Origin of the sequence: Aerococcus sp. HMSC062A02, from assembly GCF_001809535.1 — a bacterium.
Classification (GTDB): domain Bacteria; phylum Bacillota; class Bacilli; order Lactobacillales; family Aerococcaceae; genus Aerococcus.
In genome coordinates, this window is record NZ_KV797949.1 from 1 (window position 1) to 17096 (window position 17096).

Annotated in this window: 13 protein-coding genes; 12 read left to right on the forward strand and 1 reads right to left on the reverse strand. The window is 47.3% G+C overall.

Annotated features, from left to right (window positions below):
* Positions 1-52 precede the first annotated feature (52 nt).
* A complete protein-coding gene (locus HMPREF2626_RS09260) occupies positions 53-1354 on the reverse strand; it encodes a GntP family permease (RefSeq protein ID WP_070620481.1) in 1302 nt (433 codons plus the stop codon).
* Positions 1355-1448: 94 nt separating this feature from the next.
* Here HMPREF2626_RS09260 and HMPREF2626_RS09265 point away from each other — a divergent pair, with 94 nt between their 5' ends.
* The 12 genes from HMPREF2626_RS09265 (at position 1449) to HMPREF2626_RS09320 (ending at position 17088) form a co-directional block, all read left to right on the forward strand.
* Complete coding sequence (locus tag HMPREF2626_RS09265) at positions 1449-2588, forward strand: glycerate kinase (RefSeq protein ID WP_070620483.1); 1140 nt, start codon at positions 1449-1451, stop codon at positions 2586-2588.
* Positions 2589-2978: 390 nt separating this feature from the next.
* The gene (locus HMPREF2626_RS09270; protein ID WP_070620485.1) at positions 2979-4169 is read left to right on the forward strand and encodes a glycine C-acetyltransferase; all 1191 of its coding nucleotides are present in this window, start codon (positions 2979-2981) and stop codon (positions 4167-4169) included.
* A gap of 9 nt (positions 4170-4178) precedes the next feature.
* Entirely contained in the window at positions 4179-5123 is a 945-nt protein-coding gene (locus tag HMPREF2626_RS09275; RefSeq protein WP_070620487.1) for an L-threonine 3-dehydrogenase, read from the forward strand.
* 103 nt (positions 5124-5226) lie between these two features.
* On the forward strand, positions 5227-6447 hold the full coding sequence (locus HMPREF2626_RS09280) for a dicarboxylate/amino acid:cation symporter (RefSeq protein WP_070620490.1): 1221 nt from the start codon (positions 5227-5229) through the stop codon (positions 6445-6447).
* A gap of 339 nt (positions 6448-6786) precedes the next feature.
* A complete protein-coding gene (locus HMPREF2626_RS09285) occupies positions 6787-7398 on the forward strand; it encodes an NADPH-dependent FMN reductase (protein ID WP_070620494.1) in 612 nt (203 codons plus the stop codon).
* A 14-nt stretch (positions 7399-7412) separates the two neighbouring features.
* Positions 7413-9827 carry a flavocytochrome c gene (locus HMPREF2626_RS09290; protein WP_070620497.1) on the forward strand — a complete coding sequence of 805 codons (2415 nt, stop codon included), beginning with the start codon at positions 7413-7415 and terminating at the stop codon, positions 9825-9827.
* A gap of 456 nt (positions 9828-10283) precedes the next feature.
* Positions 10284-11612, forward strand: coding sequence for a GntP family permease (locus HMPREF2626_RS09295; protein WP_070620499.1), 1329 nt, complete (start codon positions 10284-10286; stop codon positions 11610-11612).
* Between the two features lie 191 nt (positions 11613-11803).
* Positions 11804-12331, forward strand: a complete 528-nt coding sequence (locus tag HMPREF2626_RS09300) for a hypothetical protein (protein WP_070620502.1) — start codon at positions 11804-11806, stop codon at positions 12329-12331.
* Between the two features lie 162 nt (positions 12332-12493).
* Complete coding sequence (locus HMPREF2626_RS09305; protein ID WP_070620505.1) at positions 12494-13228, forward strand: helix-turn-helix transcriptional regulator; 735 nt, start codon at positions 12494-12496, stop codon at positions 13226-13228.
* An 89-nt stretch (positions 13229-13317) separates the two neighbouring features.
* Complete coding sequence (locus tag HMPREF2626_RS09310; protein WP_070620509.1) at positions 13318-14235, forward strand: ChbG/HpnK family deacetylase; 918 nt, start codon at positions 13318-13320, stop codon at positions 14233-14235.
* Positions 14219-15700, forward strand: a complete 1482-nt coding sequence (locus HMPREF2626_RS09315; protein WP_070620511.1) for an alpha/beta hydrolase domain-containing protein — start codon at positions 14219-14221, stop codon at positions 15698-15700. The genes HMPREF2626_RS09310 and HMPREF2626_RS09315 overlap by 17 nt, the downstream gene beginning before the upstream one ends.
* Before the next feature lie 2 nt (positions 15701-15702).
* A complete protein-coding gene (locus HMPREF2626_RS09320; RefSeq protein ID WP_070620514.1) occupies positions 15703-17088 on the forward strand; it encodes an MFS transporter in 1386 nt (461 codons plus the stop codon).
* Positions 17089-17096 lie beyond the last annotated feature (8 nt).

Sequence of the window (17096 nt, forward strand, 5' to 3'; positions counted from 1 at the left end):
TTCTATGGCTCTTTGCTCCAGAGGTCCACTTCTAGCCGTGCTCCCTCACACCCTAAGTGGTTATGAGATAGGCTAGGATGGCAAGTAGAGTGGCGCTGGCTCCGATAGTAGCTTCGTAGCGGATGAGGGTCATTCGTTGGCGGAAGTTCAGATGGACACTACCGGCTGTCGCATGGAAGAAAGAACCGTGGGGGAGAGAGTCCAAGACGGTAGCCCCAGCATGGAGCATAGCACCGGCTGGCAGAGGAGAAACTTGAGCGGCAATCAGACTAGGAGCAAAGCTTTGGCTGGCGATGCTGGCCCCTGCCGTGGTTGAGGCTGTAGCGGCTCCCATGAAGAGACCAGATAAGGGGGCGAGGAGAAAGGCTGGCAATTGGAGGTATTGGAGGAGCTGACTGAGATCGCTTTGGAGCTGGGAAGCGGTGATAATGCCAGCGACGGTCCCAGTCCCAATCAAGAGCAAGCAAACGTCTTTGACTTGGTCCAGACCAAATTGACAGTAGCTGATAAGCTGTTGACCTTGTCGGCAGGCCAATAAAGTGACCAGTCCACCTAGGGGCAGGGCAAGGATCGGATCAATGCTGAAACCGGCCAAGGGGCGCAGGGCCAATAAAACCACCACTGTGAGGGGGCCGAGGAGGGCAGCCAGTAAGGTCGGACTTTGGTCGCTATTAGGGTTTTCAGAGGTCTGTCCTACCTGTTTAGCGGTGGCTTCTGGCTTAGAAGCTTGCTCAGTGGGAAGACTTGACTTTTCGCGCTTGCGGTTGAGGCTTTGAGCTAAGAGGAGGGTTACTAGGCCAGCTACTAGGGCAGGAATGAGATTTTGTAGGATGAGCCGGCTAAGGTCCACATCGAAGCTAGCCGCAACAGCCAAGGTGTTAGGGTTGGGGGAGATGAGGTTTCCGGCCTTGCCCCCGCCGATCATGGCGAGGAGGGTGGCTTCTCTGCTGATCTGGCTCTGCTGGCAGATGGCTAAGGCAATGGGGGCGACAGTAATCACAGTGATGTCAATGAAAACGCCGATGCTACAAATTAAGAGGCTAGCGAGGATTAGGGCAGCTAGCGCACGTTTTTGCCCGAGGCCTTTGACAATAGCCTGAGCAATGCGATGGGCAGAGCCGGTCTGAACGAGACAGCCCACCGGGACACCCGAGGCTAGGATACGGAGGATGGCGCTCATCATGGAGGAAGCACCATCGACCATTGTTGTTATAGCCTGGCTCAGACTAGCACCCCCTAAGAGGGCACCAACTAAGGCACCGACCATGAGGGCATAGGGGGCAGGGAGTTTTTTGAGGATGAGCAAGAGAGCGATAAGGAGGGCAGCTAAGGCGCCAAAACTAGAAATAAACATGGTATAGGCCTCCAATCTAGGGCTTAGGACTCGAAATATAATGTAAGGGCTTTTATAATTAGGATACCATAGACTGACTATAGGAGGTAATGATATGAAAATTATTCTCGCACCTGATTCCTTTAAGGAGGCCTTAACAGCCCAAGAAGTCTGTCAGGCGATGGCAGCTGGAATTCATCGCGCCTGCCCAGAAGCAAAAATCCAGGCCCTCCCCATGGCGGATGGGGGTGAAGGAACGGTTCAGGCTCTCTTAGCGGCCCGCGGAGGGAGCTTGGAGAGGTCCTGGGTAACTGGCCCCCAAGCTAGGCAAAAAGTCCAGGCAGCATGGGGGCGTCTGGCGGACGGGGAGACAGCTGTAATTGAAATGGCAGCCGCTTCAGGTTTGGAACTGTTAGGGCGAGCTGAACGCAATCCCTGGCACACAACAACTTATGGCACGGGTGAATTGATTCAAGTAGCGCTGGATGCAGGCTGTCGTAAAATTATCTTAGGGATTGGCGGTAGCGCGACCAATGATGCTGGCGTGGGGATGGCCATGGCCCTTGGTGGCCGCTTCCTCGATGACCAGGGGCAGTCGATTGGATGGGGTGGCGGGGCTTTAGCCGATCTTGCTCAGATTGACCTCAGTCAGCTGGATCCCCGGCTCAAGCATACGGAAATTCTGGTCGCTTCCGATGTGACCAATCCCTTAGTGGGGGACCAGGGGGCAGCGGCGATTTTTGGTCCGCAGAAGGGGGCAGACCCTGCCATGGTAGCAGCCCTTGACCGCCATCTGAACCAGCTCACTGTCTGTGCGATGAGAGACTTGAGCCTCGACTGGGACATGGCCCACTACCCAGGAGGCGGCGCCGCTGGGGGCTTGGGAGCTGGCTTAAAGGCCTTTCTTGGCGCCCAGATCCAGTCCGGTATTGACCTAGTCATTGCCGAAAGCCAGCTCGCCTATCATTGCCAAGATGCCGACTATCTCTTGACGGGCGAAGGCTCCTTAGATGGTCAAAGTGTCTTCGGTAAGACACCCCAGGGCGTGGCTCAGATCGGACGGGCGGCTGGCGTCCCAGTGATTGCCCTAGCTGGCCGAATCGGACCAGGGGCGCAGGCCCTCTACGATGAAGGTGTCCAGGCGCTCTTTGCTATTGGCCGAGAGCCAAGTTCTCTGGAGACTGCCTTAACCGAGACTGGGAGAAATCTTGAAAGAACTTGTGAAAACATTATGCGCTTGCTCACTATGCGCTAGTCAATTTTGGACTGTAAGTCCAATAAGGATTCGAGACTAATGAAAAGAGAAATAAATTCATGAGATAGTGCTGTCAAAATATAGGTGTTCTCTTTATATCGGTTGACAGCGATATAATTTTATTGAAATACAATATTTGTTCTGTTAATAATTTCTCAAAGTAATCAAATGCTGGCACTTCTTTATTATTTTCACATAAATAAGTACAAGTAGCTATAGTAACTGCTTACAATTATGATAATTTGAATTTGTTTTCTCATTCACATTCCCCGTTATGTCTCTATTTTTTATTAGTTATAGCTATGAATAAAATTGAATATTAGTTAAAGCTTGGTATACTAGTATCGAAAACATAAATGTAAGCGCTTTTATAGAAAGGTTGGTCGTCTTATGACAAGTAAAATATTAGAAAATTTTCTTGAAGAGAATTTACAAGATTTAAGGGCAAAGGGACTATACAACGAAATTGATACAGTCCAAGGTCCTAATGGTGCCGAGATTCAGATTAATGGGAAGTCTTTAATTAATATGTCTTCAAATAATTATCTAGGTTTCGCTAATGATGACCGTTTAAAACAAGCAGCTATTGAGGCGACCGAGCAATATGGAGTGGGGGCTGGAGCCGTTCGAACAATTAATGGTACTCAAACTATCCATAATCAATTAGAAAAAAGAATTGCTTCCTTTAAAGGAACTGAAGCAGCGATTGCCTTCCAGTCAGGCTTTAATTGTAATATGGGAGCGATTTCTGCTGTTATGGGTAAGCAAGATGCTATTTTGTCTGATGAATTAAACCATGCATCCATCATTGATGGCTGTCGCTTATCGGGTGCCAAGATCATTCGTGTGAAACACCAAGATATGGAAGACTTACGAGCTAAGGCCAAAGAAGCTGTGGAAAGTGGACAATACGATAAGATTATGTATATTACAGATGGTGTATTCTCTATGGATGGTGATATTGCTAAGTTAGATGAAAGTATAGAGATTGCTGAAGAATTCGATCTAATTACTTATGTCGATGATGCCCATGGTTCAGGCGTGACAGGCGACGGTCATGGGACAGTAAAACACTTTGGCTTGGAAGACCGGATTGATTTTCAAATTGGGACCTTATCTAAAGCTATTGGTGTTGTCGGAGGTTATGTAGCAGGAACTAAGGATCTTATTGATTGGCTTAAGGTCAGGGCACGGCCTTTCCTCTTCTCAACCTCACTCACCCCTTCTGCAGCAAATGCCTGTATCAAAGCTTTTGATATCATGACAGAGTCTAATGAAGCAGTAGAAAAACTTTGGGATAACGGTAATTACCTCAAGCAAGGTTTGAAGGATTTGGGCTTCGATATTGGTCATTCAGAGACTCCTATCACCCCATGTATTATTGGAGAAGAGAAATTAACGCAGAAGTTCTCCTCTGCTTTAATCCAAGAAGGTGTCTATGCCAAATCGATCGTCTTCCCAACTGTTCCACGGGGGACGGGGCGGGTTCGTAACATGCCAACCGCAGCTCATACCAAAGAAGAACTCGATCAAGTATTAAAGATATACGAAAAAGTTGGTAAAGAACTTGGTGTCATTTAGGAGGTTACTATGAAAAAAATACTGATTACAGGTGCCTTGGGTCAAATTGGAACAGCCTTAACGTTAAGGCTACGTGAAGTCTATGGGATAGATAATGTATTAGCAAGTGATATTCGCCGTGATGACCAGTCGCCAGTTTGCCAAGAGGGATATTTTGAAGAACTTGATGTTATGGATCGTGAAGCAATGGGTGCTCTGGTTGAGAAATATGAGATTGATTCTCTGATTCATTTAGCAGCACTGCTATCTGCAGTCGCAGAAGAAAAGCCCAACTTGGCTTGGGAATTAAATATGGGAGGCTTAGTCAATGCCTTAGAAGTGGCCCGTCAATATGACCTACACTTCTTTACTCCTAGCTCCATTGGGTCGTTTGGACCAGAAACACCAAAGGACCAAACGCCCCAGGACACCTTGCAAAGACCAACAACGATGTATGGCGTGACAAAGGTGAGCGGGGAAATTCTCTGTGATTATTATTTCACGAAGTTCGGTGTCGACACACGTGGGGTCCGTTTCCCTGGTTTGATTAGTTATGAGGCTCTGCCAGGTGGGGGAACCACAGACTATGCAGTGGAAATTTTCTATGAAGCCCTTAAGAATAAGTCTTATACTAGCTTTATTGACAAAGGCACCTACATGGACATGATGTACATGCCGGATGCCATTAACTGTATCATTAAATTAATGGAAGCACCTGCTGAGAACTTAGTTCATCGCAATGCCTTTAATGTCAGTGCGATGAGTTTTGAACCAGAGGAAATTGCAGCAGAAATTAGAAAACATATTCCTGACTTCAAGATAGATTATCAGGTCGATCCCGGTCGACAGGGTATTGCTGAAAGTTGGCCCAATGCCTTAGATGTGAGTGCTGCTAAAGAGGAGTGGGGCTTTAGTCCAGACTATGACCTAGCAGCAATGACCAAAGACATGTTGGAAAAATTATCAGTGAAGTAGTCGTCTAGACTGGGAAGTAGTGATGAGGGGATGAGCCTTTGCCCATTCCCTTGATTTATAAAGTTTTATGTAAACGCTTTCTATAAAAGTTGGAGGAAAACTTATGACTGAGCAAAACAAAAAAAGAAAATTAGGACTCGTTCCAAAACTGTTGATTGCTATTGTATTGGGGGTAATTTTCGGTCAACTAAATTTTGTGCCAGAATGGGCCTTACGTGCTTTTGTGACTTTTTCAGCCATCTTCTCAAGTTTTTTAAATTTCATCATTCCTTTTATGATTTTAGGTTTAGTGATTAAAGGCATTGCCGATTTAAGTGAAGGAGCAGGGAAATTATTGGGACTAACGGCTTTAATTTCTTATGGCTCGACGCTTATAGCTGGAAGCTTAGCCTATCTTGTTTCGATTACGATCTTTCCCTATTTTATTACTTCAGATTTAGTACAAAAATTAACAGATGCTGGTGAGGGGCTAACACCTATCTTTGAAATCCCTTTGGAACCATTTTTTGATGTGACTGGTGCTATTATCTTTGCCTTTATGATTGGCTTAGGTATCTCTTGGTTAAAAACTAAAGGACGTGGACAGGTACTTTATGAGGGATTTAGTGACTTTGGCGACATTATCATGCAAGTTTTGGCCAAAGTGATTATTCCGCTACTTCCGCTTTATATCTTTGGAAATTTCGCTAACTTATCCTATTCAGGCTCCGTTTTCACTATCCTTAATGTCTTCTGGAAAGTCTTTATCGTTGTCTTAGTTCTCCATTTATTATATGTGAGTGCTATATTTGTAGTTGCTGGTTTGTATGCAGGAAAAAATCCACTCACCCTTATTAAAAACCAGATACCAGGTTATGTGACAGCTGTCGGGACCCAGTCATCTGCGGCTACAATCCCTGTTAATGTGGAGGCAGCAAAAAACAACGGTGTTTCTGAAGATATCCGAAATTTTGTTGTTCCACTTTGTGCGACGATTCATTTAGCGGGATCAATGATTACAATCACTTGCTGTTCGATGACCCTCTTGTTGATGTATGATATGCCACATCCATTTACTATGATTCTTGGCTTTATCATGATGCTAGGAGTAGCTATGGTCGCAGCGCCAGGTGCACCAGGTGGAGCAATTATGTCAGCCCTGCCCTTCCTACCAATGGTTGGCATTGTTTCAGATACTATGCAACAATTGATGATCTCACTTTATATTACACAAGATAGCTTCGGGACAGCAGCTAACGTATCGGGAGATAATGCGATCGCAGTTATCGTTGATCGCATTCACAGCCAGAAAATAAAGTCCACACCAACTAGCGTAGAGGACTGACAGACTTTTGAGGTTAGTAGTATGACTGCTAGCCTCTTTTTAAATACAAATGTTGTATATTAAAAGCTATAAGCTTATTCAAACAAATTAAAATTTCATCATAGCCTGCTCAGAAACCCAAAACTTTGATATTAGCCTTTTCACAAACTTTTTGTATGGCTATAGGGAATCATTATGAAAGATTTTACCCAAGAAGTGAGAATTAGCAGGAGTTTAAGCTAGGGGAATGAGAAAACGAAGAGAAAAGGGCTCCCTTAATTATTGCTTAACTTTTCACATAGGGGTCTATTAATGGTAATCTGAAGGTGAATCTATGACTAAAAAATGGAGGTTATTCGAATGAAGCTTGCAGCGATTGTAGGGACCAATTCCGACCGGTCCACGAATCGAAAGTTGTTACAGTTTATGGCCAAGCATTTCAGCGACCAAGCTGAGATTGAAGTTCTAGAAATTGCCGACTGTCCTGCCTTTAACGAACCTAAGGATAAGACAGCACCTGCTCCTATCCAAGACTTAGCGGATAAGATTGAGGCAGCAGACGGGGTGATTATTTCAACACCAGAATATGACCACTCGATTACCGCAGCCTTGAAGAGCGTATTAGAATGGTTCTCTTACAGTGTCCAACCCTTAATTGATAAGCCTGTTATGATTACCGGTGCTTCTCTCGGCTCGCTCGGTTCTTCCCGTGCCCAAGCTCACCTGCGCCAAATCCTGGATGCACCAGAAATCCAAGCACGCGTGATGCCTAGTTCAGAATTCTTGCTGGGACGTTCTGGGGATGCTTTTGACAGTGAAGGGAAGCTAGTGTATGAAGACAAAGTGACAGAATTAGAAGATGTCTTCGAAGAATTCCTACACTTTGTGGATATTACCCAGAAGTTAACGAGTGAACAGAAGACACGTCGGGCTAAGAAAGAAAGCTTTTCTTGGAAAGATATTGTAGACTAGGGAGGAGATAAGCAATGAAATTTGTTGGAATTGTCGGGACCAATGCCGAGTTCTCCTATAACCGGATGTTGCTCGAATTCATGGCCGACTACTATGAAGAAGATACGATCGAGGTCTTGGATATCGACCGGGTGCCCATGTTTAATGAGACCAAGGACCAGACCGATGCCGCGCCTATCCAAGAACTCAAAGAGAAGATTGAAGCGGCAGATGGGGTCATTATTGCAACCCCTGAGCATAACCACTCCATTCCTTCAGCCTTGAAGAGTGTGATTGAATGGTTGTCCTATAAGATCCATCCCCTAGATGGCAAGCCTGTTATGATCGTCGGGGCTTCCTACAGCGTGCAAGGGTCTTCGCGTTCGCAATTGCACCTCCGCCAGATCTTAGATGCACCTGGGGTAAATGCGATTGTTATGCCAGGGAATGAATTCTTACTGGGACGGGCTCACGAAGCCTTCGATGAAGACGGAAAATTAAAAGACAAACGCACGGTTCAATTCTTGTCATCCTGCTTCCGTAAGTTCAAACGTTTCACTGAAGTGGCTGAGATCTTAAATCAACCCGAAGAAGTGAGCTTCAAGCCAGGGGACTACCATGTTTCCGCAGTGGGCCATAACGGCGACTTGCCTATGGTGGTGACCTTCTCAGAGGACCGGATTGAAGCCATTGATATCGATACGGAAGGCGAAACAGAAGGGATTGCTGACCTGGTCTTCACTCGTCTACCAGAAGAAATTATCGATGGGCAAACCTTGAATGTGGACGTCGTATCCGGGGCCTCAGTGACCTCTAACGGCGTGGTTGATGGGGTAGCGGATGCGGTTTACCAAGCCGGCTCTGACCCAGAAATCTTGAAAAAACGCCCTAAAGTGAGCGAAAGCATGCAACTTGATCCGATTGAAAAAACAGTGGATGTAGCGGTTATCGGTTCTGGTGGGGCTGGCTTAGCAGCAGCAGTAGCTGCCTTAGACAAGGGAGCCTCTGCCTTAGTTCTTGAGAAATTCCCTGTTATCGGTGGGAATACGGTCCGGACAGGGGGGCAAATTAATGCAGCCGACCCTGAATGGCAACATCAATTCAAGGCGATCCACGGCGAACGTGCTACCCTAGAGAAGATCTATAACACTCCTGAAGAGGAGATTGCAGAAGAATACCGGGAAGATTTCCGCGCTCTCAAAGAAGAACTCGACCAATACTTCAAGGATCTTGATGAAGGTAAGAGCTATCTCTTTGACTCCATTCACCTTCACACGATTCAAACCTATATCGGCGGGAAACGGATGGACCTAGACGGTAATGAAATCCATTCCGATATCGAATTGATCCACTATCTGACGAAGAATGCCCTGCCAACCATTGACTGGCTCAAAGAGAAAGGTGTTTCTTTTGACGAACATATGGTAGCCGAACCTGTTGGCGCACTCTGGCGTCGGGCTCGCGAACCTCAAGCCTCTGAAGGCTTCGGATATATTGATCCATTGACCACTTATATCGAAGAACATGGTGGCGAAATTATGACCGACACCAAGGCTGACCGTTTCATCGTAGAAGACGGTAAGATCGTTGGGATTCAAGCGACAGGCCGCTATGACCAAAAAGTTACGATCCATGTGAATAAGGGGGTTGTCATTGCTACAGGTGGCTTCGGTGCCAATATCGAAATGATTAAGAAGTATGATAACTACTGGGGCAACCTACCAGAAAGCATCCCAACCACCAACTCACCAGCCTTAACGGGTGATGGAATTGAAATGGGGCAAGAAGTCGGCGCAGATGTTGTTGGCATGGGCTTCGTTCAATTAATGCCGTCAGCTGACCCTATCACAGGTAATATCTTCAGCGGGATCGACTGCCCACCATCAGACTTTATCTTCGTGAATAAAGAAGGGAAACGCTTCGTTGACGAATATGCCTCCCGTGACGTTCTAGCTAAGGCGCTCTTTGACCAAGGTGGCGTGATCTATAATATCTCGGATGCTGAGATTGCCAAAACACGTTTCAACTCAACTGATGAACAATTGGCTAATGATGTTAAGAAAGGCGCCTGCTTCAAGGCGGATACCTTAGAAGACCTGGCTAAGCAACTAGACATCGATCCTGAAGTCTTCGTGAAGACGATTGAAGACTACAACTCCTATGTGGACCAAGGCTATGATGAAGAATTCCAAAAAGGTGCCTTCAACCATAAAGTCATTGTGCCACCATTCTATGCTACCCCAAGAAGCCCCGCAACCCACCATACCATGGGCGGGCTTAAGATTGATGCTCAAACGCGCGTCCTCAACACAGAAGGACAAGCCATCCAAGGCCTCTATGCTGCAGGGGAAGTTGCAGGTGGCGTCCACGCCGGTAACCGCCTAGGCGGCAATGCCCTCGCCGACATCTTCGTCTTCGGCAAACTCGCCGGAGAAAACGCAGCAGATTAAAGGGTGTGAGCAAGAGCGGTTAGCTTTGGATGCTTGGAGTAAGTTGGAATAAGGGCAAGCCAGGCTTGCACGTTTCCAACTTGCGAAAGCACTCCAGCTGCACTTGCGAACCCAACTAATAAAAGGGTGTGAGGCTTGGCGGTTAACTTTCATTCACTGGAGCAAGTCGCCAGAGTAGTCTGCAAGACTGCGCCGGAGACTTGTGAAGTGACATGAAAGTTGCCAAGACGAACCCGACTATAAAGGGTGTGAGCAGAGGCGGTCAGAAGCTTACCACTGGAGCACGAACGAAAAAGGGCAAGCTCAGCTTGCACGTTTCGCTCGTGTGAAGTGGAGAAGCTTCTGCCTCTGCGAACCCAACTCCACCCAAGAAACCAGCAGGGGCCGGTCTTCAACCGGCTTGCTGGTATTCTCTTAGCACTGATAACATTTCAAACAATAGAAGGAAGATGAATAATGGAAATCGTTGGTATTTTAGGCCTGGCCTTAGCCATAATGGCAATTATTTACCTCTCCTTTAAGGGACTCAATATTGTGGTCGCTGCCCCTCTAGCAGCTATCATCGTAATCGTCTGCAATCAGATGAACTTCTTTGAGGCCTTAACAGGGTCAGAAAATTCCTATATGGCAGGTCTAGCAGGCTTCTTGATTAAGAATTTTGCTATCTTTTTACTGGGGGCCATGCTCGGCCAATACATGGACCGTTCTGGAGCCACCCAGCGGATTGCGGAAGTCCTCTTAGAGAAGATTGGGACGGATAGCCCCTTCCGCGTTCTTATCGCTTTAACAATTATCGGTAGTGTCCTAACTTTCGGTGGGATTTCAATCTTCGTGGTCTTCTTCACGCTGATCCCTCTAGCCCGGCCTATCTTTAAGAAGTTAGATATTAACTGGGAATTGGTCTCTATCCCTCTCTTCCTCGGGGCGGGGACCTATACCATGTCAATGATCCCGGGGACACCTTCTGTTCAGAATGCCATCCCCACAACAGAACTCGGCACGACTCTGACAGCTGCTCCACTCTTAGGGATTGCAGCGACCATTACGATCCTGATATTTGGGCTCTGGTATATGAAACACGAATTAGATAAGAGCATAAAGAAAGGGGAAAACTTCTACAGCTACCTCGATGGTAAGCCAGTTCCAAAAGAAGACCAAGAGGCGGTGACTGACCAAGAGAAGCCAGGCTTTATGGTAAGTATCCTGCCCCTTCTTCTCCTGATTGTCCTTATCCTGGTTTTCAGTAAGGTGCCTAATATTATCTTAATTGCCTTAACAGTAGCCATCCTCTGCTGCGCCTTCCTCTTCCGCAAGTATCTGCCAGACCAAAAGGATGTCCTCAACAAAGGGGCATCTGGGGCAGTCGGTTCCTCCTTTGGGGCCGCTTCAGCGGTTGCTTTTGGGGCTGTCTTGACCAGTGCACCAACTTTTGCGGTGGTCCAAGAGGCCTTGGTCAATATGCCTGGACCTGCCTTAGTGACCCTGGGTGTCATTACGGCCCTCCTATCTGGGGTAATGGCTGCTTCCGGTGCAATCGGTACAGTAGTTTCCCAATTTGCCCAACCTTATTTAGAAATGGGGATTCCAGCAGCTGTAATCCACCGGGTAGTTGTTATCGGTGGGGGCGTGCTGACTGTTGTTCCCCAATCTGGGGCGGTCATTGCCTTCAATAGTATCTCAGGTTTAGATTTCAAGCATGGCTTCAAGCAAGCTTTCATTGTCAGCAACGGGGGCTTCCTCTTGGCCTTAATTGTGACCTTGATTCTAGCTGGTGTGCTCTATTAATAAGCAAAATAGCCTATATCCAAGCAGGGATTTTCTCAGTAACTGGGAGAATCCCTGCTTTTTTAACAGCTATATCTCATAAATGACAGTTTGGTAACAAAGAAAGCCTTTTATTAATAAAATTGTCAAGCCGTCTTTACCTGCTGTTAAAGTGACTTTGCTATAGTAGGATCATGAAAGGGAGTGACAGGATGTCTGCGATAAAACGAGCGCTAGTAAGCGGCTTTTTGGTCCTATTAACAGCTTTGCCCACGGTATTTGCAGAGGAAGTGGAAGACCAAGCGGCTGACCAAGGACGGCCGGAAGATTTTCCAAGCTTAGAAATGGACCGACCCTCTATGGAAGAAGAGGTGGGCTTCGTTCCCCAAGAGGAGGAGAGCCAGGAAGATGACCTGCCTCCCACTCAGGCACCTGAAGCACCCACAGCAGAGCCACCAGCTAGCGAGCCAAGCGACGATTTGGAATTAGCCCAACCGGACAAGGCCCCACTTGTGCCACGGCGGTCAGTGATCTGGTCGCGAGCACTTGATCAGGAAGACCAGGAGGAAGACCCCCTCCCGAGTCCTAAGCAAGCTAAGCTTCCGAAAATAGAAGCCGAAGTAGACCATCCTGAGCTTCCAAAGGTGGGTGCAAGTAGTAAGAAGTTTCAAGTTGGCTTATGGGCCTTGCTTACTGCTTTCGTTTTGTTCTTAGTTAGCTGCCTTGAAGATTATATTTAAGTATTAGTGAGCTGCTCCTAATGTATTTGGGGTGGCTTTTTTTTGTGTCTAATATAAGCTGAGAAGGAGCAAGAAGAGGGCAGATAGGTCAGTAATTGGAGGGGTCAACATTCCATTTTGTGACTTTTTGTTTTATACTTCACAGGTGAAGGAGGCGTAAGCATGACTAAAGACCAATATTTACTAGCAGAGGATGCCTTTATCCGTAAGACCCACCGGCTGCGGGAACTTTTCTTTGAAGCGATTCACCAGGCTGACCAAGACCAGCTCAAAGTCTTGCTCAAGGAGATGCGGCCGCTCTTTTATAATCGCCGTTTAGGTCTCTTAGACCGGGTCCAGGGGTCTTCTTTACGTTCGCTCAAGAATCTCATGCTCTCCCATAATTCTATGATGGCTCTTGAAGCTGAGCGGGCAGGCCTTGACGCTGCCTTGTCTCATCACCTCACCGAGAAATTTGCCATTATCATTGAAAAAGCCAGCGAGGAAGAGGACTTGATCCGCCTCCATGATGAGATGGCCATGGAATATGCTCGCTCTGATCTGCGTCAGATCAAGGGAGGGGAGCTCTCTCCTTTAGTAGAAGCGGCGGTTAACTTTATCGACCGCTACTACAGCCAAGACATTAGCATCCAGGGACTAGCTGAGCACCTATTCACTAGCCGGGAGTATTTAGCGCGGTGCTTTCGAGAGGAGATGGGGCAGTCACCTTCCCACTATCTTCAAGATAAGCGTCTAAATGAAGCCAAGCAGCTCCTCTGCTTCTCTAAACTGTCCATTGCGGAAGTGGCTAGCCTGATTGGTTATAAGAATGGCCAGTACTTTAGCCGGATCTTCAAGCAAAAAGTCGGCTGTTCACCAAGCCACTACCGCAAACAAGGTCACAAAAGTACACAATAAGGTCACAGCATGCAATGTGAATGCTTTCTCAATAATGTTAAACTATCTTTAACAAGAAGATGTAAGCGTTTTATAAAGGAGCATTCAAAATGAATCCAATCATTAAAAAATTAGGCTATAGCGCCGATGAACGCCTGGTCGTGGTCCATGCAGATGATGTGGGGATTACCCAGGCTTCAATCGATGCTTATGAGGACTTAATGGCCCTGGGGACTATCTCTTCAGGATCGGCCATGGTGCCTTGTTCCTGGTTCCCCGAAGTCGTCCAGCGGGCCAGCCAGCATCCGGAATGGGATCTGGGCCTTCATCTAGCCTTCAACGCTGAGTACAGCGGCTATAAGTGGCGGCCTTTGTCGACCTCGGACCCTGCTTCAGGCTTCGTCGATGAACTAGGCTACTTCGTCCAGGACAAGCACAAGGTCCAAGAGACAGCCGAGCCGGCAGCAATTGCGGTAGAGATTGAGGCCCAAGTCCAGCTGGCCCAGGCTATGGGTTTAAGCATTTCCCATGTGGATACCCATACTGGGACTTTGTGGAATAAGAAATACATTCAACCCTACCACGATGTCTATGATGAGCATGGTATCCTGCCAGTCATCTGCCGGCACCGGGAGGACAATCCCATCTTAGAAGAGATGATCGGGCCGGATAATTATCCAGAAGAAGAGCTGAAGACCTGGCAGGCAGAAGGCTTCCCTCTGATGGATGGCATTTCGGGCATGCCGGTGGAACATACTTATGACCCCGATGACCGCTTTAAGTTAGCGCAAAAGATCCTCAAGGCTATTGAACCGGGCCAACTGACCCACTTCGCCTTCCACCCCATGCGGGATACGCCTGAAGCCCGGGCTCTCAACCGCTATGAAGGTGGACGGATTGGCGATTACCTAGTCTTTAGCCGTCCAGAGATGAAACAATTCATGGCAGACGAAGGTATCCGTTTGATTTCATACCGAGAAATTCTAGGAGCTGTGAAAGGAGAGTCTAGTGATGACAACAGTAAATAAGGTCGTAAAAGAAGCAATCAAGCGACCAGTCAACTGGGAGGGCCCGCTGCCAGTGACAGCAGATAGCCACCCCTTCTCGTCCATGGCCTACGCCCGTGAGCCCCTGGACTTGTCAGCATATGGCTATGTCGAAGAAGAGTACTTGCAGGCTGGCCAAGCCAATGTCTACCAAGATTTAGGGCAGGGCCTAGCCCTTAAAGACCAGGGCCTGGACTATTGTACTCGCATCATGGTGCGTAAACCTATCCAGGCTGACCAGTTTTCCGGCCGGGTCTACTTGGATATCTACAATGCCTCTAACGGATACGATATCGAGGACATTTGGCGGCGGAGCTACCAGCATATTTTGGAAAATGGTCATATCTATATTGGCATTAGCTCTAAACCGATCAATGCCTTGTCCTTAAAGAATTTTGACTATGGGCGCTATGAGAAGATTAACTGGGCTAGCCGCCAAGCTGCGCCTCAGCCCGCCACAGTCAACCAGCAGATGTCCATTCCGGGAACCGAAGAAGGGCTGGTCTGGGATATGATCAGTCAATTAGCTTGGAGCATGCGATCGGACCAGGCCCCCTTCCTTGAAGCTTTGGATCTTAAAGAAGTCTATCTCACGGGACAATCTCAATCGGCCATGTATCTGAATACTTACTTGTATTATTTTGAAGATATCCTGAGCCAAGCCTTTGACCAGCCTCTCTTTGATGGCTATCTCAGTGTGGTCGGTTACGGCGTCATGCGAACCTTAGACCAACAAGATGATGAGGAAAGAATGTTTGCTGTCCGTGAGCAGCAATTCAAGCCTAGCCAAGTGCCTGTCCTCTACCTTTCTTCAGAGGGGGATATTAACTTATTCGGTCCCATGAAACCCTCAACAGTTAAGACAGAGACTGTGAATCCTATGAGCCGCCACTATGAATTGGCTGGCTCACCCCATACCGACCCGGCTTCACCCTTGATTCCAGATAATAGTGAAATCGCTAAGACTAAGAATCCACCCAAGATACTGGATGGGGAATATCACTATACCGTCAACGACCTTCAATTAGCCTACTATGTTAACAGCTGCATGGAGTGGCTCCACGATTGGGCTATTGAGGGACAGGAAGCACCTGCCAGTCAAGTCATTGACCGCGATGACCAAGGGCAAGTGCGCCGGGACGAGTATGGCAATGCTGAAGGCGGCTTGAGGAGTCCCTATGTGGATGTTCCGATTGCCCACTATCATGCTAATGCCCAAGCAGATGAGTCTCAGATTGACCAAAATGTGGGCAATGTTAACGGGTCGATGACCTATTTTACAGAAGATGAATTGGCAGACCGCTATCGTGATGAGGACGATTATTTGGAACAATTTAAGCAAAGGCTGAATCAGGCGCTTGAAGCTAAAGAAGTGACAGCAGCTGATGGTGAACGCATGCGTTCCTGGGCCCAAGAGATGGCTCAGAAATTATGGAAGGATGGTTAAATATGGCCGAAAATACTATCAAGAAGACCAATAAACCGCCTTTTTCTTGGCGGGATGAAGTGGGCTATATCTTTGGAGATATGGCAGGTTCTTTCGTTAACTTATTTATTGATGCTTTCTATTTGACCTTTTGTACCTATGTCCTGGGGGTGAGTCCTATCTTCATGGGGAACCTCTTTCTAGTCGCCCGCCTCTTCGATGCCATTAATGACCCGGTTATTGGGTCATTCCCTGACCGCTGGCGGCTAGGGAAGAAGGGGGACAAGTTCAAGCCCTATATTAAGATTGCTATGTGGCCGCTTGCCCTCGCTAATATCCTCTGCTTTACGGATGTGTCTAGCTTTAGTGATACGGCCTTACACGTTTGGGTCAGCTTTGCTTATATCTTGTATGGGATCTCCTATACCGGAACTTCCATGCCTTTCGGTGCTATGGCCAACGTTATCACGGACAAGCCTGAAGAACGGACCAAGCTATCACGGGCCCGCTCAATTGGTGGGACAGTAGTTGGCTTCGGTGCCTTATCGATTGTCCCTCTCTTTGCTTGGGATGCCAACAATGCCCCAATCCCTAAGGCTTTCTTCATTATTGCGGTTGTTTTCGCCATTCTTTCGCTCTTGGGCTATACTGCCTTAATGAATATGACCCACGAGCGGATTGCAGAAGCGCCCAAAGAAGAAACTTTCAACTATTCGCTTGTGATTAAGGATGCCTTCCGCAACCGTCCTTTAATCGGTGTCATGGTCGCAACGGTTGGGTCTCTGATCTATATTACAGGCAATAGCCAACTCGGACAGATCATGTTCAAAGAGTACTACAATCGACCTGATATCCTCGCTTATGTGAACTTCGCCTCCTTATTCGTTCTCCTAGTCGCCCTACCCACCGTTCCTCGCTTGGCTAATAGCTTGGGTAAGCAAAAGACGATCCTCTTTGCGGTAACAGGAAACTTCATCCTGTCACTCTTCTTGATGCTAGTTCCGATTGCTAACCCTTATCTCTTTGCCGCCCTGTTCATTATTGCTAACATCGGACAGACCTGCTTTACCATGTTGATTTGGGCACTGGTTTCTGATTGTTTGGACTACCATCAATTTAAGTTTGGTTATCGTAGCGATGGTTCGCTCTATTCCATCTATACCTTCTCGCGTAAGATAGGATCGACCCTCGCCTCAACCTTAGCCAGCTATGCCCTAGCAGGAATCGGCTTTGTCTCTGGGGTTGCTGCCCAATCAGCCGAAGTTTCCCAGCATATTCGCTTGCTCTATACAGCTGTTCCGGTTGTGACGACTATTCTTGAAATCATCGGGATTGGTCTCATCTTTAACTTAAATAAAGAAAAAACAGACGCCATTTATGAAGAGCTCCAAGCTGAGCATCGTAAATAATAAAAGAA

Bases quoted from the DNA above. Each gene is read 5' to 3' on its own strand.
- HMPREF2626_RS09295 (WP_070620499.1), top strand. From the start codon at position 10,284: ATGGAAATCGTTGGTATTTTAGGCCTGGCCTTAGCCATAATGGCAATT.
- HMPREF2626_RS09300 (WP_070620502.1), top strand. From the start codon at position 11,804: ATGTCTGCGATAAAACGAGCGCTAGTAAGCGGCTTTTTGGTCCTATTA.
- HMPREF2626_RS09285 (WP_070620494.1), top strand. From the start codon at position 6,787: ATGAAGCTTGCAGCGATTGTAGGGACCAATTCCGACCGGTCCACGAAT.
- HMPREF2626_RS09320 (WP_070620514.1), top strand. From the start codon at position 15,703: ATGGCCGAAAATACTATCAAGAAGACCAATAAACCGCCTTTTTCTTGG.
- HMPREF2626_RS09315 (WP_070620511.1), top strand. From the start codon at position 14,219: ATGACAACAGTAAATAAGGTCGTAAAAGAAGCAATCAAGCGACCAGTC.
- HMPREF2626_RS09280 (WP_070620490.1), top strand. From the start codon at position 5,227: ATGACTGAGCAAAACAAAAAAAGAAAATTAGGACTCGTTCCAAAACTG.
- HMPREF2626_RS09290 (WP_070620497.1), top strand. From the start codon at position 7,413: ATGAAATTTGTTGGAATTGTCGGGACCAATGCCGAGTTCTCCTATAAC.
- HMPREF2626_RS09270 (WP_070620485.1), top strand. From the start codon at position 2,979: ATGACAAGTAAAATATTAGAAAATTTTCTTGAAGAGAATTTACAAGAT.
- HMPREF2626_RS09310 (WP_070620509.1), top strand. From the start codon at position 13,318: ATGAATCCAATCATTAAAAAATTAGGCTATAGCGCCGATGAACGCCTG.
- HMPREF2626_RS09275 (WP_070620487.1), top strand. From the start codon at position 4,179: ATGAAAAAAATACTGATTACAGGTGCCTTGGGTCAAATTGGAACAGCC.
- HMPREF2626_RS09260 (WP_070620481.1), bottom strand. From the start codon at position 1,354: ATGTTTATTTCTAGTTTTGGCGCCTTAGCTGCCCTCCTTATCGCTCTC.
- HMPREF2626_RS09305 (WP_070620505.1), top strand. From the start codon at position 12,494: ATGACTAAAGACCAATATTTACTAGCAGAGGATGCCTTTATCCGTAAG.
- HMPREF2626_RS09265 (WP_070620483.1), top strand. From the start codon at position 1,449: ATGAAAATTATTCTCGCACCTGATTCCTTTAAGGAGGCCTTAACAGCC.